The sequence below is a fragment of the Nocardia takedensis NBRC 100417 genome, assembly GCF_000308695.1.
Classification (GTDB): Bacteria; Actinomycetota; Actinomycetes; order Mycobacteriales; family Mycobacteriaceae; genus Nocardia; species Nocardia takedensis.
The window spans coordinates 115,525-139,443 of record NZ_BAGG01000032.1 but is presented as its reverse complement, the minus strand read 5'-3'; the positions used below and the strand labels follow the sequence as shown (position 1 = coordinate 139,443).

22 protein-coding genes are annotated in these 23,919 nt (G+C 70.9%); 4 read left to right on the top strand and 18 right to left on the bottom strand.

The features are described from left to right. The first annotated feature begins 41 nt into the window (after positions 1-41). Positions 42-302, top strand: coding sequence for a 30S ribosomal protein S20 (gene rpsT, locus ON30_RS07700; protein WP_040705206.1), 261 nt, complete (start codon positions 42-44; stop codon positions 300-302). Between the two features lie 169 nt (positions 303-471). Further along, complete coding sequence (locus tag ON30_RS07695) at positions 472-714, top strand: hypothetical protein (RefSeq protein WP_040705203.1); 243 nt, start codon at positions 472-474, stop codon at positions 712-714. Positions 715-761: 47 nt separating this feature from the next. On the opposite strand, the gene ON30_RS07690 is transcribed toward ON30_RS07695, so the two are convergent. From ON30_RS07690 to ON30_RS07605, 18 genes are all read right to left on the bottom strand, one after another. Continuing rightward, positions 762-2,384 carry an LCP family protein gene (locus ON30_RS07690; RefSeq protein WP_083911212.1) on the bottom strand — a complete coding sequence of 541 codons (1,623 nt, stop codon included), beginning with the start codon at positions 2,382-2,384 and terminating at the stop codon, positions 762-764. Between the two features lie 68 nt (positions 2,385-2,452). Beyond that, positions 2,453-3,418, bottom strand: coding sequence for a DNA polymerase III subunit delta (gene holA, locus ON30_RS07685; RefSeq protein ID WP_040705201.1), 966 nt, complete (start codon positions 3,416-3,418; stop codon positions 2,453-2,455). A gap of 262 nt (positions 3,419-3,680) precedes the next feature. Then, positions 3,681-5,339, bottom strand: a complete 1,659-nt coding sequence (locus tag ON30_RS07680; protein ID WP_051029044.1) for a ComEC/Rec2 family competence protein — start codon at positions 5,337-5,339, stop codon at positions 3,681-3,683. Continuing rightward, positions 5,336-6,202, bottom strand: coding sequence for a ComEA family DNA-binding protein (locus ON30_RS07675; RefSeq protein WP_083911219.1), 867 nt, complete (start codon positions 6,200-6,202; stop codon positions 5,336-5,338). The genes ON30_RS07680 and ON30_RS07675 overlap by 4 nt, the downstream gene beginning before the upstream one ends. A 597-nt stretch (positions 6,203-6,799) precedes the next feature. Further along, a complete protein-coding gene (lexA, locus tag ON30_RS07670) occupies positions 6,800-7,456 on the bottom strand; it encodes a transcriptional repressor LexA (protein ID WP_040705199.1) in 657 nt (218 codons plus the stop codon). Positions 7,457-7,495: 39 nt separating this feature from the next. Further along, positions 7,496-7,984 (bottom strand): GNAT family N-acetyltransferase, encoded by a 489-nt coding sequence (locus ON30_RS07665; RefSeq protein ID WP_040705197.1) that lies wholly within the window; start codon positions 7,982-7,984, stop codon positions 7,496-7,498. 45 nt (positions 7,985-8,029) lie between these two features. Continuing rightward, positions 8,030-8,884 carry a DegV family protein gene (locus ON30_RS07660; RefSeq protein ID WP_040705195.1) on the bottom strand — a complete coding sequence of 285 codons (855 nt, stop codon included), beginning with the start codon at positions 8,882-8,884 and terminating at the stop codon, positions 8,030-8,032. Positions 8,885-8,887: 3 nt separating this feature from the next. After that, a complete protein-coding gene (gene octT / locus ON30_RS07655) occupies positions 8,888-9,580 on the bottom strand; it encodes a diglucosylglycerate octanoyltransferase (protein ID WP_040705312.1) in 693 nt (230 codons plus the stop codon). A 1,180-nt stretch (positions 9,581-10,760) separates the two neighbouring features. Then, entirely contained in the window at positions 10,761-11,420 is a 660-nt protein-coding gene (locus ON30_RS07650; protein ID WP_040705193.1) for a histidine phosphatase family protein, read from the bottom strand. A gap of 49 nt (positions 11,421-11,469) precedes the next feature. Then, positions 11,470-11,883: a ribosome silencing factor gene (rsfS, locus tag ON30_RS07645; protein ID WP_040705191.1), complete on the bottom strand. Its 414-nt coding sequence runs from the start codon at positions 11,881-11,883 to the stop codon at positions 11,470-11,472. Further along, positions 11,880-12,524, bottom strand: a complete 645-nt coding sequence (nadD, locus tag ON30_RS07640) for a nicotinate-nucleotide adenylyltransferase (RefSeq protein ID WP_083911210.1) — start codon at positions 12,522-12,524, stop codon at positions 11,880-11,882. The genes rsfS and nadD overlap by 4 nt, the downstream gene beginning before the upstream one ends. Positions 12,525-12,578: 54 nt before the next feature. Next, positions 12,579-13,286, bottom strand: coding sequence for an RsiV family protein (locus ON30_RS07635; protein WP_051029043.1), 708 nt, complete (start codon positions 13,284-13,286; stop codon positions 12,579-12,581). Positions 13,287-13,387: 101 nt separating this feature from the next. After that, on the bottom strand, positions 13,388-15,331 hold the full coding sequence (locus tag ON30_RS07630; protein ID WP_051029042.1) for a hypothetical protein: 1,944 nt from the start codon (positions 15,329-15,331) through the stop codon (positions 13,388-13,390). Positions 15,332-15,493: 162 nt separating this feature from the next. Then, the gene (locus tag ON30_RS07625; RefSeq protein WP_051029041.1) at positions 15,494-17,350 is read right to left on the bottom strand and encodes an HSP90 family protein; all 1,857 of its coding nucleotides are present in this window, start codon (positions 17,348-17,350) and stop codon (positions 15,494-15,496) included. Between the two features lie 120 nt (positions 17,351-17,470). After that, positions 17,471-17,812 carry an MmcQ/YjbR family DNA-binding protein gene (locus ON30_RS07620; protein ID WP_040705186.1) on the bottom strand — a complete coding sequence of 114 codons (342 nt, stop codon included), beginning with the start codon at positions 17,810-17,812 and terminating at the stop codon, positions 17,471-17,473. Positions 17,813-17,822: 10 nt separating this feature from the next. After that, positions 17,823-19,247, bottom strand: coding sequence for a vWA domain-containing protein (locus ON30_RS07615; RefSeq protein WP_040705306.1), 1,425 nt, complete (start codon positions 19,245-19,247; stop codon positions 17,823-17,825). Between the two features lie 5 nt (positions 19,248-19,252). Next, positions 19,253-20,137 carry an AAA family ATPase gene (locus tag ON30_RS07610; protein WP_040705184.1) on the bottom strand — a complete coding sequence of 295 codons (885 nt, stop codon included), beginning with the start codon at positions 20,135-20,137 and terminating at the stop codon, positions 19,253-19,255. Positions 20,138-20,166: 29 nt separating this feature from the next. After that, on the bottom strand, positions 20,167-21,447 hold the full coding sequence (locus ON30_RS07605; protein WP_040705182.1) for a glutamate-5-semialdehyde dehydrogenase: 1,281 nt from the start codon (positions 21,445-21,447) through the stop codon (positions 20,167-20,169). A gap of 266 nt (positions 21,448-21,713) precedes the next feature. Between ON30_RS07605 and ON30_RS07600 the strand changes: the two genes are divergently transcribed. Together ON30_RS07600 and ON30_RS07595 are read left to right on the top strand one after the other, a co-directional pair. After that, positions 21,714-22,583: a ribokinase gene (locus ON30_RS07600; RefSeq protein ID WP_281004715.1), complete on the top strand. Its 870-nt coding sequence runs from the start codon at positions 21,714-21,716 to the stop codon at positions 22,581-22,583. A 116-nt stretch (positions 22,584-22,699) separates the two neighbouring features. After that, positions 22,700-23,893, top strand: a complete 1,194-nt coding sequence (locus ON30_RS07595) for an aminotransferase class I/II-fold pyridoxal phosphate-dependent enzyme (protein WP_051029040.1) — start codon at positions 22,700-22,702, stop codon at positions 23,891-23,893. Positions 23,894-23,919 lie beyond the last annotated feature (26 nt).

Genomic DNA, 23,919 nt, shown 5'->3' with positions numbered 1-23,919 from the left:
CCCAGCACACCACTCAGCGACAGGAACACGAGGAAACAGGCGTGGCCAACATCAAGTCCCAGATGAAGCGGATCCGCACCAACGAGGCGGCGCGTCAGCGCAACCAGTCGGTGAAGTCCGCGCTGCGCACTGCGATCCGTAGCTTCCGCGAAGCCGCCGCCTCCGGCGACAAGGAAGCCGCGACCGAGCGCCTGCAGTTCGCCAGCCGCAAGCTGGACAAGGCCGCCTCGAAGGGCGTCATCCACGCCAACCAGGCCGCCAACAAGAAGTCCGCCCTCGCGCTGGCCCTGAACAAGATCTGATCGCGGTACCGCGAGCGCGGTACCCCGCCGTTAGCGCGACCGCCGTGGCCTCGACGACCACGGCGGTTTTGTCGTATCCACACCTCCCCCGCACGGCCCCGAGGCCGATCCGCGACGAGTTCACCCGGTAGTAGCCGGTCTGTCGGTGCGAGCGTCTACCATTCCGCGCATGGTAACCGTGTACGCGAATCAGACTGTGGTCAGAGCCGAGGACCTGCCGGACGTCATCCGGGCGGCCGAGGTGTTGGGGTTCGGGCTGAAAATCGAGAATGTCATGGTCCCGGACGAGGACGGCGGCTACACGCTCGAGTGGATCGTCACCAGGGACGAGGACGTGCCCGCGTACGAAGAATGGGAAGGCCGGTACGAGGACGCCGAAGGCGAGGAAGAACTGGTCCTCCTCGCCGACTGAGCGAAGCGGCGGGCCGGACCGGCGCCTGTCGCTCCGGCCCCGCCCGCTCAATTCACGCAGGGAATCTCGCCGTCGCCGGTGATGTCCGCGTCGATCGGCGCACCCACATCCGGGGTGGGGGATCCCGTCTGTGACGGCAGGCCCGAGGTCGTGGTCGCCGCCGACCGGGTCACCGACGCGGTCGCGCTCGCTCCGGTCAACGCGGGCGGCATCACGAATTCCGCGCCGAGGACCACTTCGATGCGACCCGGCCCGATCGTGGTGGACGCCCGCACCGGCAGACCGCCCAACGTCTCGGCGAGCCGTTCGGCCTCCGCCCGCCGACCCGCCGCGTACAGCACCGAACTGCCCGACTGTTCGATCGTCGGCGAATCCACCAGCGTGCCCCGGCGGAAGCCCGCCGTCGCCAGCGCGCTCGACAGCGCGGCGGCCACACCGCGCCCCGCTCCCCCGTCCGCCACGTCCACCACGCTCGGCGCGGACGGCAGCGCGGTGGTCGTCGCGATCGACTCCTCGTCGCCGAAGGCCGTGCGCACCTCGCGCCGGATCGCGGCGGGGTCGACGATGTTCACGTCCTGACCGTTGATGAAGTCGTAGCGCACCACCGGCAGGGTGCGGAATTCGACCGCCGGGCTGTCCGCGGTGCCGACCGTGCGCAGGAAATCGATCACGTCCCAGTCGTCGGAGAGCACCACGTTGCGGTGCGCGACATCCATCAACGCCGTCAGTTTGCCCACGTCGGTGAAGGTCCCCGCCTCGCGCAGTTCCCGCGCCACCGAGGTGAGGAACGCCTGCTGGCGGTGCGTGCGATCCAGGTCGCCGTTCTCCAACCCGTGCCGCTGCCGCACGAACGCCAACGCCTGCGCGGGATCCAGGCGCTGCCGTCCGGCCGGGAAGTCCGCGCCCGAGAAATCGGGGTCCTGCACCGGGTTGTTCAGGCACACCTCGACACCGTTCAGCGCCGCCGCCAGATCGTAGAAACCCGACAGCGTGATCTCCGCGAACAGGTCGATCGGCACACCAGTGAGCGCGCGCACGTGCTGGATCACCGAGGCGCGGCCCGCCTCCCGGCCGAGATGTTCGAGCTTCACCCGGTCGGTTTCGCCGCGGGCCTCCGCCTGCTGCTGCACCACGGCCTTCTTCAGGCCGTAGGTCTCCTTGATCTTGGCTTTGGTGTATCCGGGGATGCCGGTCACGGTGACGTAGTCGTCGCGCGGGATGGAGATCGCGGTGATCTTCGACAGGTCGGCCGGAATGTGCACCAGGATCAAGGTATTGGCGTTGTAGCCGCCTTCCTCCCCGTCGCCCGCGTGCAACTGGTCCAGGATCTCGGCGGGCAGATCCTTGCCGTCGCGATCCTTGCGGGTGTCCAGGCCGATCAGCAGAATGTTGAGGTCGCCGTCGAGCGAGCGGGGAGCGTCGTCGCCCAGCGCGGAGGATCGCAGGAAACCGTCGTCGAAGCCGTTCTCCGCCGCCCAGCCGATCGCGGTGCCCGCCACCACCAGCGCCGCCAGGGCCGACACGAGCACTTTCCCCGCTATCCGTCCGCGCCCGCGTCGGCGGGACCGGATGTCGGGCTCGGTCGCGACCGTGCCGATGGGCCGTGCGCGCTCTCGTTCGGCGCGTTCGGCGGGATCGCTCGGGGGGACCGGAGTCGTCGCGTCGTCCATGACCGGAACCAGTGTGACACGAGTGATTGCCGGAAATTAGCGGATCACGGAACTCCGCGCCGGTGGGCTCAGTCTGCGCCGTGCAGGTCGAGAATGCTGGTCAAGGCGTGCTCGAGCGCGTAGTTCGCGTCCGCGGCACCTCCTTTGACGTCGGCGTTCAGTGTCGCGACCACTTGCAGCGCGTTGCCGATCGACGCCGGGTTCCACCCCCGCGCCTGGGCCTGCGCCTTCTTCACCTTCCACGGCGGCATCCCCAGTTGCTGGGCGAGTTTGAACGGGTCGCCGCGCCCCGCCGACCCCACCCGGGCGATGGTGTGCACCGAATCGGCGAGCGCGTCCGCGAGCAGGACGTGCGCGACACCGCGGTCGATCGCCCACCGCAACGCCTCCATCGCGGCGGGCCGATCCCCCACCACCGCCAATTCGGCCACGTCGAACCCGGTCACCTCGGCCTTGCCCGAGTAGTAGCGGCGCACCGCGTCCACGTCGACCTTGCCGCCGGTGTCGGCCGCCAACTGCGAACACGCCGCCGCCAGTTCACGCAACTCCGATCCCACGGACTCCAGCAGCGCCTGCACCGCGTCACCGTTGACCCGGATCCCCGCCGCCCGGAACTCCGCGCGCACGAACTCCACCCGTTCGGCCGCTTTGGTCAGCTTCGCGCAATCGTGGGTGACCGCCCCGACCTTCTGCAACGCGGGCACCAGCGCCTTCGCCCGCCCGCCCCCGGAATGCACCACCATCAACACGACCCCGTCGGGCGGATCACTCGCCGCCTGCGTGATCACCGACACGGCCTCTTTCCCCGCCTCGGCCGCCGACTCCAACACGATCACCCGGTCCTCCGCGAACAGCGACGGACTCAACAGTTCCGCCAACTCCGCCGTACTCGCGTCACCCGCCCGCAGCCGATCCACCGGCACCGCCTCCGGATCCGGCGCCACCGCCCGCACCCGACCCACCACCTCCGCGATGGCCCGCTCGACCAGCAACTCCTCATCCCCGAGCACCAGGTGGACCGAAGCTTCGCTCATGCCGGCGATCCTACGGACCACCCCCGACACCCCCTCCCCCGACCAACACCGCGCCTCGGCAGCGAACGGAATAGGCACCCACGAACGCCGGCCCGTCACCGATGTACCGATCCGGGGCGGCTCACCCGGCACCGCCCTCGGGCCGGACCGGCGCAGGCGGTCGGATGAACTCGCCAGAGTCGGACCAACGCAAGCCGGACAGACGCGGGCTGGGCACGCAGGGGCGAACGGACGCGAGCCATGCGGACCCGCAAAAGTCGGACTAGCGCGAGCCGAACAGACGCGGGCCGGGCGCGTACGGCGATCGGGCGCGGTCGGGGGCGCGTACGGCGGACCGACGCGGGCCGGGGGCGGGTGAAGCGGTCGGGCGCGGGCCGGGTGGGCTCGCGCGGGTTGCTCGGCGTAGCAGGAGGGTGGCTGTGAGCAGGAGGGCGGCGACGATTCCGGCCGTTGTGCCGCCCGGGACGTTCACCGATGCGCCGGGCAGGGCGGCGGCGCGCTCGGCGACGGTGAGCAGCCACCAGAGGGGTGGTTCGGCGAGGTGTAGGAGCAGCACGGCGAACGGGGGCCACAGCCACGCGGTCGCCGCCGCCAGAGCGCCCAGGACGGTGATCGGAGCGATGACCGGGGCCACCAGTAGGTTGGCGAGGACCGCGACCAAGGCGATCTTGCCGGTGAGCGCGATCATCAGCGGCACCGTCACCACGAACGCGCTCGCCGAGACGGCGAGGAGTTCGGCAGGCAGCCGCCGCCATCCACGCGCCCGCAGACCGTCCACCCAGCTCGGGGCGACCAGGATCAGACCGCCGGTCGCGATCACCGACAGGGCGAATCCGGGGCTCATCGCGAGGGCCGGATGCCAGGCCAATAGACCGATCACCGCGGCGCACAGGGCGGGCAGCGCCTGCTTGCGCCGACCGGTCAGCACGGCCAGCAAGGTGACCGACCCCATGGCGGCCGCACGCAGCACACTCGGATCCGGCCGCGCCACCACCACGAACCCGATCAACGCGACGGCCGCGATGCCCGCCGTGGTTTTCGGCCCCACCGTCAACCGGCGGACGCCGAAGAGCACCGCAGACAACAAGATCGCGAAATTCGCACCGCTGACGACACATAAATGCGTCAGCCCCGCGGTATCGAAGTGCGCCCGCACCGAATCGGGCAGCGCCGAGGTGTCCCCGACCACCAGCGCGGGCAGCAACCCGGCGGCCCGCTCCGGCAAGGCTCGTCGCGCCGCGTCCGCCAGATCCGCCCGCACCCCCATCGCGGCACGCTGCCACCACGGGGGCGCGTCGACCACCCGCGGCGGCCCCATCGCCCGCAATGTGACCACGGTCAGGTCCCGGAATCGCGCCGCCTGCACTCGCGCCCGGAACTCCACGCGCGCCCCCGGCACGACCCGACTCCACGGCTCTCCTTCCCCGAGAATCACCACCGCCCCGCCGCCGCGAAACTCCGCCCCGGCACCCCGGAACTCCACCAACCCGGCTCGCACGACATACAGCCGACGCGACCCGAACGAACTGCCGCGCACCGCCTTCGGATCATCCGCGACCTGCACCACCACCCGCACCGACTCCCCCACCATCCCGCGCAACGGGTGCCGATCCACCCGATACTCCCGCCACGCCGCCGCCCCCGCGAACCCCGCCCCCAACACCAGCGCGGCCAAGACCACCCCCACCACACCCCGCCCCTTGACTCGGTGCCGCCCGCCGATCCGGATGTGGGCGTTTCGGGCGGTTGTCAGGACCGCGGCCATGACCAAGGCGAGCACGGCCAGGACGACGCCGGTGTGCCAGCCGGTGGTCAGAACGGCGATGGTGATGAGCCAACAGGTGAGGGCTGCCGGGAGAAGGCGGGCGTCGAGGATGTCGGGGATCGTGGAGGCGTCAGCGGTGGGCGGGACTTCGGTCATGTCGACAGCAGTTCTTTGAGGCGGCCCAGACGGGTGGGGCCGATGCCGTCGATGTCGCCGAGTTCCTCGAGGTCGGTGAAGCGGCCGTGGGTGGTGCGCCAAGAGACGATCGCGCGGGCGGTGACCGGTCCTACTCCGGGGAGTGCGTCGAGTTCGGCCTCGGTCGCGGTGTTGACGTTCAGCCGCGCACCCGGACGGGTCGGGGGCGTGTTCCCACCGGACGGCTGGGCGTCGCGTGCCCCGGCGGTGGTGCTGCTCCCCAGACTGGGGCTGCCGTCGGGTTCGGCGGCGGCGGGACCGACCAGGACTTGGTCGCCATCGCTGAGGCGTTGGGCCAGATTCAGGCCGGTGAGATCCGCGCCGTCGCGGGCGCCGCCCGCCGCCGCGAGCGCGTCGGCCACCCGGGAGCCCGAGGGCAGATGAACCAGCCCGACGATGTGTACCAGGCCGACGACGCTGACCACCAGTTCACCCCCGCCGGCCACGTCGGTCGATCCGGCTGCGTCGGAACGGGTTCCAGCGTCCGCGTCCGGCTCGGACGCGCTCGATGCCTGCCCGGAACCGGAGGCGGCATCGGCATCACGCTTCGGAGTGCTAGGCGCGACGATTCCCGGCACCGGGGCCGCCGCCTGCGCGACCGGGCGTTCGCGCACGACCACCACCCCGGTGATGAGCACGGCCATCACGCCCACCACCGCCAGCGCGAGTACGCCGCGCCGACCTGGATCCCACCGCGCGCCGTGGAAACGTTCGGGCACCCAACGGTCCCACCACGCCCCCGCGCGTCCACCGTCCGCGAGCCAACCGGGCGACCGCACGGGATCGGCGTCGAGGTCATCCGGGTCGGCTTCCGGAGCCGACATCCCCCACCAGTCGCTGCCATGCCCACGGTCCTCGCGCGGTTCACGCAACTCGAGAGCGGAGACATGCAGGTCGACACGCTCACGCGACGCACGCGCAGAGTCGTGCAGGCCGCCTTGGCGGACGGCGGAATCGTCATCGACTGGTGCGTTGCTCGTCTCGTGACCGTCGCCGTGGTCGGAGGCCGGCAGGTTGCGCCGCGGCGGACCCGGAACCGGGCGACGGCCGGATGCGGTTGGGGTGGGCAGGGATTCGTCGCGGTGATTCCGGCCGCTTCGCGGGTGGGCGATGGGGTGGGGCGGGGCGAAGGACCAACCCCGGGATTCGGCGGTGGACGGGGAGAGGGGGACGAGGGTCGGGCGGTGGGGTTTCGCGAGGCGGGTGGGGCGCTGGGTGGCGTGGGCGGGGGTGGTCGCGGCCAGGCGGCGGCGGATGCGCTCTCGTTCCTCGTGTCGGGGCATGGGACCGACGGTAGGGGTGGGCGGATGCCGCGCACGGGCCGCTACCTGGGACTTCGGGATGGCTGTGGACAACCGGAAAGCTGGGGATGGAGGGCGGTCACGGGGGTGCGGACCGCCGGGGAGTGTGCGGCGGCGGAGCTACATTCGGCGCATGACCGAGACGACCTTGCCGAGGATGACCGCGTTGTCGCCGTCGATGACCTGGTACGCGGGATTGCGGGGTTCCAGGTGGACGTGACCGGAGCGGCGACGGAAGACCTTGACGGTGGCTTCGCCGTCGATCATGGCGGCGACGATCTCGCCGTTGTGGGCCTCGGGTTGGCGGCGCACCACGACGAGGTCGCCGTCGCAGATGGCGGCGTCGATCATGGAGTCGCCGCGCACGCGCAGGCCGAAGACCTCACCGCGCCCGACGAGTTCGCGCGGCAGGGTCAGGCTGTCCTCGGCATGTTCCTCGGCGAGGATCGGCGTGCCCGCGGCGATATCCCCGAGGACGGGTACGGCGACGGCCCGCTCGGATTCGGTACGGGGCTCGCTCGTCCGCAGGAACATGCGGACGTCGATCGGGCGCGACACGGTACCGCTGCGACGCAGGAAACCGCGCTCCTCCAAGCTCTTCAGGTGCGCGGACACCGACGAAGTGGAGCGCAGGCCGACGGCGTCGGCGATCTCGCGGGTGCTCGGCGCGTATCCGTGGCGGAGCACCTGATCCCGGATGACGGTGAGGATGCGCTGTTGGCGCGGCGGCAGGGTGGAGGTGTCGAGGTGCTCGTAGGCGTCGTCGTATCCGGTCACCGCGAGAATGTTAGAGGCAGGCCCCGACAGGATCGCCGGTCAGTCCAGGTGTCTGGCGAAGAAATTCGAGCGCGGCACCACTTCGTACGGCGAGAACAGCGGAATCCGGTGGTAGCCGCTGCGTTCGTAGAACCGGACGGCGTCGGGTTGCAGGTGGCCGGTCTGCAGGATCAGGCGCGGCAGACCCGCCGCGCGCACGGCGTCCTCGGCGGCGGCCAGCAGCAGGGCGGCGGCGCCCGACCCGCGGTGAGCCGGGCGGACGAACATGCGCTTGAGTTCGAGTTCGCCGTTGTTCCAGCGCAGCGCGGCGTGCCCGGCGGCTTCGTCGGCGCTGTAGGCGAGCAGGCAACTGTGCACCGTGTCGGGGTCGACGACGTTGAAGGTGCTGCCTTTGAGGGTTTCGGCCTGGTAGGCGTAGCGGGGGCCGACCTCGGCGGCCATCTCGGCGCGCAGGGTGACCGCGTCGGGATGCTCCCAGTCCACCGTCGTCACGGTCAGCGGCGTCGTGGGACGCGCGGAGCTCGTCATGCCCGCGAGGCTAGCGGCGGATTCTTCGGCCGACACGGGTTGCGCTCAGCGGGATTCCAGGCCGCAGCCCCCGGGCACGACGAGTACGCCGACCGCACCCGCGCCCAAGTGCACGCCGAGTGCGGGCCCGAATTCGGCGACGATGAGTTCGCCGAGGCCGGGAAGCTGTTCGCGCAGTTGGCGGCACACGGTCTCGGCGGCTTCCGGCGCGCCCAGGTGCTGCACGCCGACGGCCGCCCCTTCGGTGCCCGCCGCCTCCACCACTGCCGCGACCAACCGGGCGTACGCCTTGGACCGGGTGCGCACTTTTTCGCGCAGTTCGAGGCGGCCCTCGACGATCTGCAACAGCGGTTTGGTGACCAACTCACTGCCGAAGAACGCCGCCGCACTGCTCAGTCGGCCGCCCCGGCGCAGCTGCTCGGTGCGGTTGACCAGGATGTAGGTGCGGGCGCGGCTCGCGGCCGCCACCGCCGCGTCGTGCACGGCCGCCAAGGAAGCGCCGGTGCGCGCGCAACGGGCCGCCGCCAGGGTCGGCAGTCCGGTGGCCAATCCCGCGCCGAGCGAATCGACCAGTCGCACCGGGGATCCGGGAGGCATGTCGGCGACCGCCTGTCTGCCCGCCTCCCAGGTGCCCGACAGCGAACGGGAGATGTGGACCGCCACGACGCCGTCGCCGCCGCTGCGTTCCAGGGCGGCCGCGTAGACCTCGCGCAGTTCGCCGGGCGAGGCCGCCGAGGTGGTGACGCTGTCGGCGCCGTAATCGATCTCGACGGGATCGATGCCCTCGCGCACGGTGCGGTCACCGACCAGCACGTGCAACGGGGCGACGGCGATGTCCAGTTCGGCGGTGAGTTCGGCAGGCAGGCTTGCGGACGAATCGGTGACGACCACGACGGCCACGGACTACCGAACCTCCTGCAAGGTCTTGACCATCGCGGTGGCCACCGACGAATGCCCCGCCCAACCCCAGTGGATGCCGTCGGGATTGGCCGAACCGGAGAAGATGTCCTCGCGCACCGCTTCGGCGAGGTCGACCAACGGCACCTCGGTGCGCGCCGACCACGCCTGCAACGCCTTCACCGCGCGTGGACGACCGCTGTGCACGCGTCCGTAGGCCGCGCAGTCGTGCACCGAGGGCAGCACCGCCACGAACGGCAGTTCCGGGCGCAGTTGCGCCAACGCCTGGCGCGACTGCTCCAGATAGTCGACGCTCACCTTCGGCGGCAGCGCCACCGGACGGCCCAGCCGGGACAGCTTGGGCTGCAACCAGTTGTAGCTCGACCGCACGATCCGCCGCAGCCAGGACGGGCGGACGTAGCGGATCAGTTCACGCAGCGCGGTGGGCAGCGGCGAGGGCAGCGAATCCATCCCGCCGACGGCGAAGACCACCGCACCGGCCTTGGGCACGGCGGCCCACACCCGCGGGTCGCCGATCAGCGCCCAGTAGCCGTCGCGGCAGGTCCAGCCGATCCGGCCGACCAGTTCCACGTCCCAATCCAGTTCCGCGCCGACCAGATTCGGCCAGATCCGCGGATGGTCGGCGGGCAGTCCGCCCTTCGGCCCGAAGTAGGCCAGCGAGTCCGCGATGACGAGCAGTACCGGACGCGCCGGCTTCTCCCCGGCCTCGCCCTGCTCGCTGTCGCTCGGCTCGGCCGCGACCGAAGCGTCAACCGAGGCCGCTCGAGATGCCGCCGAGGCGGTTTCGCTCGGCGCGTGCGCCCTGCCGTCGGCGGCGACGGCCGCGCCCGGGAGATGCGCGGCGGTGTCCGTCCCGGATTCCGACGGCACGGCACCGTTGGCGGCCGCTGTCGCGCCGGCGATCCGAAGGGCGGGTTGTGCCGCCTGGCCGGTGTCAGCGGCCCCAGCAGCGGATCCGCCGTTGACTCCCGCAGCGGCATCGTGAATGCCGGCGGAAGGGGATTCGACGGCGGGGTCCGATACCCCGCCCTGTTCACCGGTGGCGGCGGCCGAACCGCCGGCCTGGTCCGCCTTGGTCCCGGCCGCGGTCCCGGTCTCGGAAAGACCGGAATCCTCGCGCCGGACCATGTCATCGGACTCGGCACCCACGGGCGCTCCGCCGGAAGACTCCGTAACTGGCGCGCCGGCCGCCGAGCTCGCCCCGGCCACACCGGCAGCACGATCCGCATCGGCGACGTCGGCCGACCGCGCAACAGATGCAGCAGCACCCGCAGCTTCGTTCGCACCAGCAGCACTACCAGCAACACCGTCCGCACCGGCAGAACTCTCAGCCTCATGCGCTCCGGCAGAACCATCAGCACTATCGGCACCCGCAGCACCATAGGCATCTACAGCACCACCAGCGCCCGCAGCACCACTGGCACCCACAGCACCCACAGCACCCACAGCACCACCGGCATCACCGGCATCCGCAGTCTCTTCAGCCCCATCGGCACCGACGATCACATCGACACCTTCCGCTTCGGAAGCACCAGCGGCGGAATCCGACGACTTCTCCCCTCCGTCCGCCGCCCCGGCAGAAGCAGCCCCGGAACCAGCCCCACCGGAGGCAGATTCAGCGGACGCTTCCGGTTTCGGTGCCGGCGGCCCGCCGAACAGCGCGTCGGGCAACTGCCGGGTCGGCTTCGCGGTGACCTGTTTGAACAGTTCGTCGGGCACGGTCCGATCCTCGTCGGATCTGGACCGGTCAGAGGACTTGGGTTCGGGGGGCGGGCCGAAGAGCGCGTCCGGCAGTCGACGTTCCGGTTTGGCCGTCACCTGCTGGAACAACTCGTCCGGCACCGACCTGATCGGTTCATCAGAGGACATCGGGAGCTACCTTCGCCGCTGCGTTCCACACATCGAGGCGCCAGCCGGGCTGTTCGGCACTCGGGCCGTGGCTGCTGAGCTGCACCCAGCTGGTGTTGGCCAGCCCTCCGAGGACGGGCCAGTTCGCCGGCGGCAGATCGAGCAGCGCGGCCGTGAGTGCGGCGATCAGTCCGCCGTGCGCCACCAGGATGATAGTCCGGCCCGGCCAGTCCTGTCGCTCGCTGAACAATTCCTGGACGACCGGCAGCGAGCGGGCGCCGACCTCGAGTTTGGTCTCGCCGTTGGGCGGGCGGTAGTCGGCGTGCAGCCGCCAGGTGACGCGCGCGCCGGGTGCGTCGGCGTCGACCTCGAGGTGGGTCAGCCCTTCCCAGTCGCCGAGGTGGGTCTCGCGCAGCCGGGGGTCGAGGCGGATCGGGAGCGCGGTGTGGTCGGCCAGCGCGAGCGCGGTGTCGTGCGCGCGCCGCAGGTCCGAGGACACGATCGCGATGGCGTTGCGCGAAACGAGTTCGCGCGCGGCTTCTTTGGCCTGCCTGCGGCCGAGTTCGGTGAGGTCGGTGTCGATCTGCCCCTGCATGCGGTCGGTGGCGTTCCACTCGGTCTGACCGTGGCGCAACAGGATCAGCGTGCGCACGCCTGCGTTCTTGCTCACTGCTGTGCCTCCGTGCCGAACGAGCTGGGGGATCTGTGGGCTCGTTCTCTCACTCCGCGCTGTCCCCCGGATTCGTCCCGTTCGTCCCGGCCGTGCGGGGATCGCCGATCCCGTCGACCGGCACCACGGGGCAGTCCTTCCAGAGTCGTTCCAGCGCATAGAAATTGCGTTCGTCGTTGTGCTGGATGTGGACGACGACGTCGACGTAGTCCAGCAGCGCCCAGCGCCCTTCGCGGGTGCCTTCGCGGCGGACCGGCTTGTGTCCGGCGGCGCGCAGTTTCTCTTCGACATTGTCGACGATGGCGTTGACCTGACGCTCGTTGGGCGCGGAGGCGATCACGAAGCAGTCGGTGATGACCAACTGTTCGGAGACGTCGAGGACCACGACGTCGGAAGCCAGCTTCTCGTCCGCCGCCCGCGCGGCGACCTGCGCGATCTCGACCGACTCGACAGATGCCGTCATTCAGTTGCCTTCCGCTCTGCGGGCACGTACAGGTGCCGCTTCGATATGTACTGCACCACGCCGTCGGGGACGAGGTACCACACCGGCCGGTTCTCGGCGGCGCGGCGACGGCATTCGCTCGAGGAGATGGCCAGTGCCGGGATCTCGATCATGGTCACCGCGTCGACGGGAAGATCGCGTAGATGTTCCCGCAGATGATCGGTGTTCAGCTCGTACCCCGGTCGGCTCACCCCGACGAACTTCGCCAGTTCGAACAGTTCGGCCCAATCCTGCCATGTCAGGATGTTGGCCAGTGCGTCCGCTCCGGTGATGAAGTACAGCTCGGCCTCGGGATGCTGGGCGCGCATCTCGCGCAGGGTGTCCACGGTGTAGGTGACCTTGCCGCGGTCGATGTCGGCGCGGCTGACCGAGAACCGCGGGTTGGAGGCGGTGGCGATCACCGTCATCAGGTAGCGGTCCTCGGCCGGGCTGACCTGCTTGTCCGCCTTCTGCCACGGCTGCCCGGTGGGGACGAAGATCACTTCGTCGAGGTCGAACCGGTTGGCGACCTCACTGGCGGCGACGAGGTGCCCGTGGTGGATGGGGTCGAACGTGCCGCCCATGACGCCCAGCTTGCGGCCGGACCGCCCTGTCTCTTGCATGAGTGTCGAGCTTAACCGGTGTCTCGGACGGCGGCCCGGGACACCGGTCGGCGCTCAGCTGCTCACGACCTCGCGGATGCCGGGCTTCAGCACCGAGGCCAGCTTGGACCAGGGCACGGTGATGACGATGTCGCCCGCCGCGTGCGAGGCGATCTCGCCGAAGTGGATCTCCATGCCGCCGGGGGTGGCCAGCCACAGTCGGTAGTTGAATTCGGCGGCTTCGATGCCGCTCTTGGAGTAGGTGTCGCCCGCCCGGGTCTTGGGGACCTCGATCGCGGCCTGTTCGGCGAGGACGTCGAGTCCGGCCTGGACGTCGGTGAACAGGTCGGTGAGGGTGATCGGTGCGCCGGTGTCGGCGTTGGTGACGTGCGTCTCGAGCGCGTTGTTCGGGTGCGCTCCGCCGCCGTTCACGCTGACCACCAGCAGACCGCTGAGCACCCGGGTGCCCAGGTAGGTCACCTGACCGGCGCCGGGTTCGAGGACTATGGTCCCGTCGACCCGGTCGATCCAGCCCTGCGCCAGGCCGCGCATGGCGGTGTTGAACTCGGTGCGCGCGGCGTCCGTACCGCCCGCGACCTGCGGTACGTCCACGGTGTACCAGGGGCCTTGCAGGCGGACCGAGGCGGCGGTGAACCCGCCCTGGGCGCACACCTGCTGTTGGCCCGCGGCCGGGGTGAGCTCGCCGTGCTCCACCCCGGCCGCGCACGCGGTCAGCGTGGCGGTCAGCACCCCTGCGATGGCGAATGCGGCGAACTTCCTCATGTCGATCTCCGAATTGTCGAGTCGGCCGGGGCTGTCCCGGTCGCTGATCCGACAGTGCGCGCCACCGCTGAAAGGGTTCTTATGATCCGCCAACGGTCGGGTCAGACCTCGTGGGATTCCATGTTCGCCAGTTGTCTTCTGGTCTGGGCGAGTTCGCCCGCGACCTCGGGGGTCTGGTCGCGCGCTTCGAGTTCGGCGAGCAGGTCGCGCAGGGTGGTGAGCGCGCCTTGTTCGTCGGATGTCGCACTGTCACGCCAGAATTGGAGCCACGCGGCCGAGCGCAGGCAGCGCGCCCGCGCGGCGATCTGGTCGAGTTCGCCCCAGAGTTCGGCCGCGCGCAGGTAGGCGGCCCGCGCCTGGTCGTCGGCCCCGCAGGCGTCAAGGGCGGTAGCCGCGGAGGCCGCGAGTTCGGCGCGCAGAGGCAACCGGTCGGGCCGGTGCTGCACCAGGGCCGCCGCTTCGACGAACTGCCGGGCGGCGTCGCGGTGCCGTCCCAGCAGTCCGAGGGAACGGCCGTACTGGGAGCGCAGGACCGCCATCTCGGTGTCCGGGTAGGGGGTGTTGCCCGCCGCGAGCGGTTGCTCGAACAGCGCGGCGGCCTCACCGTGCCTGCCCGCCCGGTGGAAGGCGCGGGCGGCGACGAAGGTGAGGTGGGTGGCGTCGGCGTCGGAGATGCCGTCCCAGCGGGCGGCGGCGTGCAGGGCGGCGTCCGCGAGTTCCTCCTCGCGCCCGGATTGTCCGGACATCACCATGACCAGTTGCGACCCGAGCCGGGCCAGATGTTCCGGCGGCAGCGCCCGCACCCCGAGCGCCAAGGCGCGGCGCAGTTGCTTCTCGGCCAAGGCCGGGTCGTCGAGCAGGTGGGTGGCGGCCTCCTCGGCCAGCGCCATCGCCTCGGCGGCCCGCTCGGATTCACCGGCCACCGGATCGGCCGCGCGGGCGGGCAGGGGTTCGGACAGGCCGACCTTGATGCCGAGCGGCAGGTGGTCGAGCAGCGGGCGGCGGGCCAGCCGCGCGGCGACCGCGGCGCCGACCACGCCGTGGCCGTTGCGCGCGTCGTAGCGGGCGGCGAGTTCGGCGAGTTCGACGCCGAGTCCGGCGCGCACGGAGGCCACCGTGCCCGTGCCGAGCGGGGACTGTCCGAGTCCGAGTTCACTCAGCCGGTTCAGCAGGACGCACACCCCGCCGGCGAAGGACAGGCGCAGTCCCGCGTCGGTCCCCGAATCGGTGAGCCACCCCGCGTGCTCGGTGAGGATCTCCAGGCCGCGGGCCTCGTTGCCGGTCAGCGCGCAGAATTCCACGTGCCGGGCGACGGCGTCGCGCAGACCCTCGGCGTGCCGGACCAGCGGATAGCCGACCAGGTGGGCGCGGCGCGCGTCGGCCGAACGACCCAGACGCAGTAGGGGCAGCAGCGCCCTCGAGGCGATCCGGTGCGGCTGTTCCGCGCAGGTGGACTCGCCGTCGAGGACGGGCTGCCAGTGGTCGAGGGCGGTGCGGTCGTCCCCGGCCGCCGCGGCGGTCGCGCCCCAGTCGTCGCGTTCGCAGGCGTCGCAGTCGGACATGCTGTCGCTCGGGGCCGCCACCGCCGCGCGGGTCAGCCGCGCCGCCTCGACGTGCTCGCCCAGGTCACGGGCCAGCGTGGCGCGCAGCGACAGGACCGGACGCGGGCTGTAGCCCTTGACGCGGTAGCGCTGGTCCAGTTCGTCGAGCCAGCGGCGGATGACCGGCAGTGGCACGGCCGGACTCTCGATCAATCCCCAGGTCATCCACTTCAGGTACCAGTGCACCGAATGGCTCAGCGACCCCAGTTCGGCGGGGTATTCGTCGTAGATGTGCAGCAGTCTGGCGTAGGTGACCGGCGCCAGGTCCCGTTCGCCCGCGTGGGTGTACGCCTTGGCCAGGTCGATCAGGACGCGCCCCTCCAGCGCCCGATCGACGCCCTGCTTGGCGGCGGCGGCCAGTGTCTCCAGCCGCTGCGTGCGGGTCCGGCCGTCCGGTAGTCCCCGGGCCCGCGCGAGCTCCGCCATGATCTCGGTGGTGTCCACCTCACCCCTCCTGGGTCGCGCCGCGATGCCCGCATCCGGCGATCGGACGGCTCGGTCGGAGCCGTCGGTGTGTCGTGTCCCCCGGCGTCGCGCGGGTGCGCGTCGCCCATGCCCGCGCGCCGGTTCCCGCCCGGTCCGCGCAGCCCGGTTCCGGTCGCGCGCTCACGCCTCGTCTCCCGCCGCGCGCAGGGTCGCCCAGCCCAGGAATTCGCCGAAGGCCCGGTTGAGCAGCGCGGTGTCCGCGGGTCGCAGCGGGCGGTGGGTCAGCAGCAGCGCCTGGCCGTAGAGCGATTCCACGGCCGTTCTCAGGAAAGCCGGATCATCGATGCGCGCGAGTCGGCGCACCACCGGACTGTGGTGGTTGAGCACCAGACGGGCGCGCGGTTCGTCGGCTTCCAGCGCGCCCAGGATCTCGGTCCACAGCGCGTCGGAATCGGCGGCGACCTCGGCCCTGGCGCGTTCGTTGCGCGCGCCGCGACTGTCCAGGTACAGGGCGGGCACGCTCACCGGGTGGAAGGCACGCAGCACCACGTCGCAGGCCAGCGGGTCCAGCACGGCGCGGGCGGTCGCGAGCACCGGTGTCAGCGCGAGTTCGGCGTCGGCGTCGACCGAGTCCAGCGCGGCCGTGACGGCTTCGGCGTCCAGTTCGCGCACCGTCACCCCCGGCAGCATCGCGGGCAGGTGGGCGACCAACTCCGCGTCGTAGGCGTACCCGCCGTTGACCACGCCGATCCCCTGCGCGGCGGCCGTCGCCGCCACCTGACGGAATTCCTCGACGGTCGCGGTCACCCGCACGTCGGGGTGGTTGCGCGCGAAGTCGGTGAGCGGGACGCGTCCGTCGGTGGTCTCGAACAGCAGGTGCGGCAACATCACCCGCAGCAGATCCGGTGAATGCCGGGCCACCGCCTTGACCCCGAGTGCGTGCACGGCCAGGAAATTCGCGAGGCGCTGCGGCTGTTCGGCGGCGATCTCGGTCAGCCACAGGCGGATCCGCTCGCCGAGCGCCTCGCGCACGATCGCCAACCGCTCGTCCTCGTAGAGCCCTTCGCGCGAGGCGGTCGGACGCAGGCTGTCGGTGTCGATCACGCAGCGCACGAAGAACGCCCAGTCCGGCAGCAATCCGCGCACCGCGTCGCCGAGCAGCATCCCCTTCAGGTGGACGCGGTGGGTGCTGCCGTCGGCGGGGTTGCCCGCCTGGGCGGGCACGAACGCGACGCCGTGCACCCCCGCGCCGTCCTCGTCGAGTTCGATGACGTCCAACGGCGCGAACCCCAAGGTGCGCTCACCGAACTCGAACAGCGCGGCACGCCGTTCGGCGGGCGAGGCGTAGGCGCGCCGCCACACCGGGACACCGTCGGTGGCGGTCCGCACGTGTCCGTCGGACTCCACGGTGACCTCGTAGGGCAGCAGCGCACCGAATTCGCGGACCAACGCGAAGACCCGGTCCGGTTCGAACCACGCGGCCGCCCCCGGACGCGGGGTCACCTCGACGGTGGTGCCCGGCCCCGGATGCTGCCCGGGGTCGAGGGTCAGCACCGAATACGTGCCGTCCGCGGCCGCCACCCACCGCACCGGCGGTGCGTCCGGGTCGACCGCCGACCTGGTGACCACCCGGATCGTCTCCGCCACGGTGAAACAGGCCAGCAGCCCGATTCCGAACTGGCCCAGGAACTCCCGACGAGCGCCCTCGATGTCGTCGCGTTTGGACGAGCGGCCGATGGTGGCCAGGAACCGGTGCACGTCCGCTTCGGTCAGGCCGACGCCGGGATCGGTGATACGCAGACCGTGCGCGTCGACGGCGATCCGGATCTCCGACGGCGCGAGCGGATCGATCCGCCGCCGCGCGGTGACCGCGTCCACCGCGTTCTGCAACAGTTCGCGGACATACACCCGCGGACTGGAATACAGGTGGTGCGAGAGCAGGTCGACGATCCCCCGCAGATCCACCTGAAACGAATACCTGTCCGTCACCACGTCACCGTCGACGGGCCCCGTGCCCTCCGGCGTTGCTTGCACCATGGGTGTGGATCGTGGACAGTGCGCCCAACGGTTTCCTTAACGAATGCTTTCGAAGCCGGGCGCGCGCCAACCCAGGCGCCGAATCACCTGGTTATCGTCGGCGACCGCGAAACCGCAACATCATCGGACGGGCCGTTTCGATTTCGGCAGTTTCGCCACCACGGCGTCGTAGGACTGGTCGACCAGGGCGCGGATCTCGGCCTCGGGCACCGCACCGCCCAGACGCACGCTGTTCCAGCCGTAGCGGCCGATATAGGCCGAGGCGGTGACGTCCCCGGGGTACATGAGCACCAATTCGTCGGCCTCGGCGCGATTCGCCCCGCATTTGAGGCCCACCGACTCCGCGCCCAGGAAGGCGAAGATCTTGTCGCCGACCTTGGCCACGACATCGCCCTCCCAGGGCTCGTCCTCTCGTGCGCCCGGTTTGGCCAGACAGTACGCGAGCAGTCCGTCGCCGTTCACACGCGCCTCCTCACACCGGCAGCAGCCGGGACACCACCTCGGTCAATTGGCCCGCCGACCGGCATTCGTGCATCTCGATGACCTCGCGGTAGCGGTCGGCGGCGGAATCGCCGGAACCCCACTGCCGCACCGGTTCCGGATTGAGCCAGTGCGCGTGTTTGGCGGTGCCGACCAGGGTGCGCAACGTCTCCAGTTCCGGGTCCCGGTAATTGGTGCGTCCGTCGCCGAGTATCAGCAGCGAACTGCGACTGGTGACCGCGTCCGGGAAATCGGTGGCGAAACTGGTGAGCGCGGACCCGTAATCGGAATGCCCGTCGTAGCCGATCACGTCGGATTCGGTGAAGATCGCCGTCAACGCGGAATCGAGTTGGGTGCGCGGATCGAAGAAGCGGGTCACCTCGTCGGTGCGGTCGACGAAAGCGAAGATGCGCACCCGGGAGAACTGTTCGCGCAGCGCGCTGACCAGCAGCAGCGTGAAATTGCTGAATCCGGCGACCGACCCCGAGATGTCGCACAGCAGCACCAGTTCCGGCCTGCCCGGTCGCGGTTTCTTATTGACCAGGTCGATCGGCACGCCGCCGGTGGACATGGATTTGCGCAACGTCTTGCGCAGGTCGATCTCGCCGCGCCGAGAGTGCCTGCGCCGCACGGCCAACCGCGAGGCCAGGATGCGGGCCAGGCGCTGACTGCTGCGGCGCAGTTCGGTCAGTTCGCGTTCGGAGGCGCGCAGGAAATCCACGTCCTCGGCCTGGCGGGCGACGCCGTAGCCCGCCACCCGCTCGCGACCGATCCGCTCGGCCACACGCCTGCGCGTCTCGGCCTCCACCGAGGTGCGGAAGGCGTCGATGCGCCCGCGGGCGGCGCGGCGGGCGACCTCGGTGTCGAATTCGCTGGTGCCGGGCCCGTTGGCCAGACCGGCCAGGATCTTGGCGAGCAGGGTCTGCGGTTGCACGTCCTTGAGCGCCTGGTACGCCGAGAACGACGGCCCGCGCGCGGACTGGTACTGACCGAGTTGTTCCACCAACTGCGCGGCCATCCGGTCGAGCAGGTCGCCCGCGTCGTCCCGGGACAGCAACTCGGCCAACATCTCCCGCAGCGCGGCGATGTCCACCGTGCCGTCGGGCGCGTGCGGGATCTCGATGTCCTCGGCGGTGGCCGAACGCTGCCCGACCGCCACCGGGAACCACAGGTCGAACAGGCCGTCGAAGGTGGCGCGGTGGGTGGTGCGGCGCAGCAGCGAACAGGCCAGCCCTTCGCGCAGCACTTCGCGGTCCATCAGGTCGATGACGGTGACCACCCGGCCCGCGTCCACCGTCTCCGACGGCCCGACCGGGATGCCGCGGGCGCGCAACGCCTCCACGAATCCGACCAGATGCCCCGGCAGTCCGTGCGGGGCCGCGCCCGCGACGTCCGGGTCGACCCCCGATCCGGTCACCACCGTCAGGCCAGTTTCAGCTCGGCCAGCGCGCGCTGGTGATCGCTCTGGTGCTTGAGGACCACGCCCAGGGTGGCGCGGACCGTGCTGTCGTCCAGGTCGTGCAACCCCAGCGCGAGCAGCGTGCGCGCCCAGTCGATCGACTCCGCCACCGAGGGCAGCTTCTTCAACTGCATCCCGCGCAGCACGTGCACGATGCGCACCAACTGCGCGGCCACGGCCGCCGACAACTCCGGCACCCGACTGGCCAGGATGCGCCGCTCGAGTTCCTCGTCCGGGAAATCCAGGTGCAGGTACAGGCAGCGGCGCTTGAGCGCCTCGGACAGTTCGCGGGTGGCGTTGGAGGTCAGCACCACGAACGGTTTGCGCTGGGCGACGATGGTGCCCAGTTCGGGCACGGTGACCGCGAAATCGCTGAGCACCTCGAGCAGCAGGCCCTCGATCTCGACGTCGGCCTTGTCGGTCTCGTCGATGAGCAGCACGGTGGGGTCGGCGCGGCGGATCGCGGTCAGCAGCGGACGCGAGAGCAGGAATTCCTCGGTGAACACATCGGCCTTGGTCTCCTCCCAGTCGTTCTCGCTGGAAGCCTGGATGCGCAGGATCTGCTTGGCGTGATTCCACTCGTAGAGCGCGCGGGCTTCGTCCACGCCCTCGTAGCACTGCAACCGCACCAGTTCCGCGCCCGCGGTCTGGGACACCGCGCGCGCCAGTTCGGTCTTGCCGACGCCCGCGGGCCCCTCGATCAGCAGCGGTTTGCCGAGGCGGTCGGCGAGGAACACCGAGGTCGCGGTGCCCTTGTCGGCGAGATAGCCGGTGGTGGCCAGTCGCTCGATCACATCGTCGACCGAGGTGAAGATCGGTTCCTGGGTCGCACTCTGCTGCGAAGCCACGTGGTGTCCTTCCGTTGCGAATAGATCCGTCACACGGGGCGGATCTGCCCCTCGCCCCACACGATCCATTTGGTCGAGGTGAGTTCCGGCAGCGCCATCGGGCCGCGCGCGTGCAGTTTCTGGGTGGAGATGCCGATCTCCGCGCCGAAGCCGAACTGCTCGCCGTCGGTGAACGCGGTGGAGGCGTTGACCATGACCGCGGCGGCGTCGACGCGGGCGGTGAACTCACGGGCCGCGGCCAGATCGCCGGTCACGATGGCCTCGGTGTGTCCCGTGCCCCAAGTGTCGATGTGCGCGACGGCCGCGTCCAGATCCTCGACGACCGCGAGGGCGATGTCGAGGCTGAGATATTCCTCACCCCAGTCCCGGTCGGCGGCCGGAATCAGGCCCGGCAGGTCACCGTGCACCGTCACCCCGTGCCGTTCCAGCGCCTCGATCAGCTTCGGCACCGCGACGGTGGCGATGGCGTCATCGATGAGCACCGTCTCGGCGGCGTTGCAGACGCTGGGCCTGCGGGTCTTGGCGTTGATCAGGATGCGCTCGGCCATGTCCAGATCGGCGGCCGCGTGCACGTAGACGTGGCAGTTGCCGGTGCCGGTCTCGATGGTGGGCACCGTGGCGTCGCGCACGACCGCCGCGATCAGTCCGGCCCCGCCGCGCGGGATCACCACGTCGACCAGGCCGCGCGCCTGGATCAGATGGGTGACGCTGGAGCGGTCGTGGCTGGGCAGCAGTTGCACCGCGTCGGCCGGGATGCCTTGGTCGACAAGGGCGGCGCGCAACACCTCGACCAGCGCGGCGTTGGAGTGCGCCGCCGAGGAGGAGCCACGCAGCACGGCGGCGTTGCCGGACTTCAGGGCCAACCCGAAGGCGTCCACCGTGACGTTGGGGCGGGCCTCGTACACCATCCCGACCACACCGAGCGGCACCCGGACCTGGCGGATCTCCAACCCGTTGGGCAGTGTCGACCCGCGCACCACCGTGCCGATCGGATCGGGCAACCCGGCCACCTGGCGCAGGCCGGAGGCGATGCCGTCGATCCTGGCCTCGGTCAGCCGCAACCGGTCGAGCAGCGCCTCCTCGGTGCCCGCGGCCTGCGCGGTCGCGATGTCCTCGGCGTTGGCGGCCAGCACGGTCGCGGACGCCGCGAGCAGCGCGTCGGCGGCCGCGTGCAGGGCCTGATCCTTCTGCGCGGTGGTGAGCTGCGCGAGCGCGCGGGAGGCCACCCGGGCCCGCCGCGCGGCCTCGTGCACCACCTCGCGGGTATCGAGTTCGCGGGCGTCGACCCCCGTCGTCGTTGCAGCCGTCATACCCCACAGACTACTGATAGGGCCTGCCGTCAGTAGCACCGCTGCACCCCTGCGCACCCGGAGGACAACCCCCACCGAATCGCCCCCGCGCACAAGAGGGACACCGTGGACAGCGGGCGCTCATCCGCCGCCGGTCGGGACACGTGGAGGCTAAGGTCGCGGCCGTGCCCCTCACCGACGAACCTCGGTCGACCGCCGACTCCTCCGCCGAACCGGCGGGCGACGCAGCGTACGAGCCCCGGGCCAGCCGTCCGGTCACCGTCGCCGTGCTCGGCAGTATCAACATGGATCTGGTGACGAGCGTCGCGCGCAGGCCCGCCCCCGGGGAGACGGTGCTCGGCACGGCCTTCGCGACGGTGCCCGGCGGCAAGGGCGCGAATCAAGCGATCGCGGCGCGGCGTGCGGGGGCTCGGGTGGAATTCCTCGGCGCGGTCGGCGACGACGTGTTCGCCGAACAGTTGCGGTCGACGCTCGTCGCGAGCGGCGTCGGCGTGGACCGGTTGCGAACCATCCCGGGCCCGAGCGGGATCGCGGCGATCACCGTCGACGACGGCGGGGAGAACAGCATCATCGTCGTGGGCGGAGCGAACGCCCGGCTCACCGAGTTGGATCGAAGGGATCTGGAGGTGATCGCCGCCGCGGACATCCTGCTGTGCCAGTTGGAGATTCCGATAGCGACGGTCGCGGCGGCGGCCCGGCACGCCAGGGACAACGCGACCGTCGTGGTGTTGAATCCCTCACCGGTCGCCGAACTGCCCGCGCGGCTGTGGGCGGATGTCGAGGTGGCGGTGGTCAATTCGGGCGAAGCGGAACAGCTCGGCGCGGTGGTGGATTCGGTGCCGCACGTGGTCACCACCAGGGGTGGGGCGGGCGCGACGTATCGAGGACCGGACGGTCGGCATTGTTCCTATCCGAGTCCGCGGGTGCGGGTGGTCGACACCACCGGCGCGGGAGACAGTTTCACCGGCGCGCTCGTCGCGGCCTGGGGACGCGGACCGGAGACCGCCCTGCCCTACGCCTGCGCCGCCGGAGCGTCGGCCACCACCGTCCTCGGCGCGAGCGCGTCCATCCCGACCGCCGCCGCGATCGAGGAACTCCTGCGGACACCGCCCCCGAAAACCTCCCGCAACCACTGAATACCGCTCCGCCGCGCCCACTTCCGACGAACGCCGGCGAGTTCCCGCGCGCGGTGGTTGAATCGGGGCCGATGTGTGCTCTCGGGTAGCCAGATATCCAGTGAAGGGAGTTCCGCGTGGTTCCCACTGTCGCCGAGCAGGTGCAGTTCCGGGTCGACCGATTCCAGTACGGCCGGGTGGTCGGCGAATGGGGCGGTCGGCACGTGGCGCACGGCCGCGCGCCGGGACCCGACGCGATCCTGCTCGACAGCGAGGACTACCTGCGCATCGGCGGCGATCCGCGCGTCGCCGCGGCGATCTCTGACGCCGCGACCGCGCCGCACACCGAGGACGACCGACTGGCACGCGCCTTGGCCGACCACATGCGCGCACCCGCGGGCATCGTGTGTCAGTCGGGTTGGCAGGCCAACATCGGCCTGTTCCAGATGATCGCCGACCCGCGCCTCCCGGTCTACATCGACAGCCTCGCGCACATGTCGCTGTGGCAGGCCGCGAAAGCGGCCGGGGCGCCGCTGCATCCGTTCCGCCACAACTTCCCCGGCCACCTGCGCGAGAAGATCCGCACCTACGGCCCCGGCATCATCGCCGTCGACGCGCTCTACGGCGGCACGGGCACTCGCGCGCCGCTGGCGCAGTTCTGCGATGTGGCCGAGCAGACCGGCAGCCTGCTGGTGGTGGACGAATCACACGCTCTCGGCATCGACGGACCGCTGGGCGCGGGCGCGGTGGTCGCGCTCGGCCTCGCCGAACGGGTGCCCTTCCGCACCGCGAGCCTGTCCAAGGCGTTCGCGGGCCGCGCCGGATTCGTCTGCGTCAACGGGGTCGATTTCGTGGACTACTTCACGATGGAGGCGTACCCGTCGGTGTTCTCGGCGGGTCTGCTGGCGCACGAACGCGCCGGTCTGGCCGCCGCGCTCAACATTGTGCGCACCGACGACCGCCGCCGCGAACGCCTGCGGCACATCGCGGCCACGGTGCGCGACGCGCTGGCCGGCCTGGGTTTCGACGTCCCGCCCACCCCCGCGCACCTGATCGCGCTGCCCGCGGGCCACGATCAGCGCGCGATCGCGATGCGCGACCTGCTCACCGAGCGCGGCGTCTTCGGGACCATCCTGTGCCCGCCGGTCACCGCGCGGCACCGCACGCTGGTCCGATTCGCGCTGCACGCCGAACTCACCGACGTCGAGGTGCAGCGGATCGTGCTGGCCTGCGAACAGGTGCGCGACACCTTCGGCACCGTGCCGCCGGTCCCCGTCGCCCCGCCGCGCCCCGTCGACTCCGCGCGCCACGCGATGCACGGCGTGGAATAAATCGGGTGCGGTCGCCTCCGCTCGCT

Bases quoted from the DNA above. Each gene is read 5' to 3' on its own strand.
- ON30_RS07695 (WP_040705203.1), top strand. From the start codon at position 472: ATGGTAACCGTGTACGCGAATCAGACTGTGGTCAGAGCCGAGGACCTG.
- ON30_RS07690 (WP_083911212.1), bottom strand. From the start codon at position 2,384: ATGGACGACGCGACGACTCCGGTCCCCCCGAGCGATCCCGCCGAACGC.
- holA (WP_040705201.1), bottom strand. From the start codon at position 3,418: ATGAGCGAAGCTTCGGTCCACCTGGTGCTCGGGGATGAGGAGTTGCTG.
- ON30_RS07680 (WP_051029044.1), bottom strand. From the start codon at position 5,339: ATGACCGAAGTCCCGCCCACCGCTGACGCCTCCACGATCCCCGACATC.
- ON30_RS07675 (WP_083911219.1), bottom strand. From the start codon at position 6,202: ATGTCGGCTCCGGAAGCCGACCCGGATGACCTCGACGCCGATCCCGTG.
- ON30_RS07665 (WP_040705197.1), bottom strand. From the start codon at position 7,984: ATGACGAGCTCCGCGCGTCCCACGACGCCGCTGACCGTGACGACGGTG.
- rsfS (WP_040705191.1), bottom strand. From the start codon at position 11,883: ATGACGGCATCTGTCGAGTCGGTCGAGATCGCGCAGGTCGCCGCGCGG.
- nadD (WP_083911210.1), bottom strand. From the start codon at position 12,524: ATGCAAGAGACAGGGCGGTCCGGCCGCAAGCTGGGCGTCATGGGCGGC.
- ON30_RS07635 (WP_051029043.1), bottom strand. From the start codon at position 13,286: ATGAGGAAGTTCGCCGCATTCGCCATCGCAGGGGTGCTGACCGCCACG.
- ON30_RS07625 (WP_051029041.1), bottom strand. From the start codon at position 17,350: ATGGTGCAAGCAACGCCGGAGGGCACGGGGCCCGTCGACGGTGACGTG.
- ON30_RS07605 (WP_040705182.1), bottom strand. From the start codon at position 21,447: ATGACGGCTGCAACGACGACGGGGGTCGACGCCCGCGAACTCGATACC.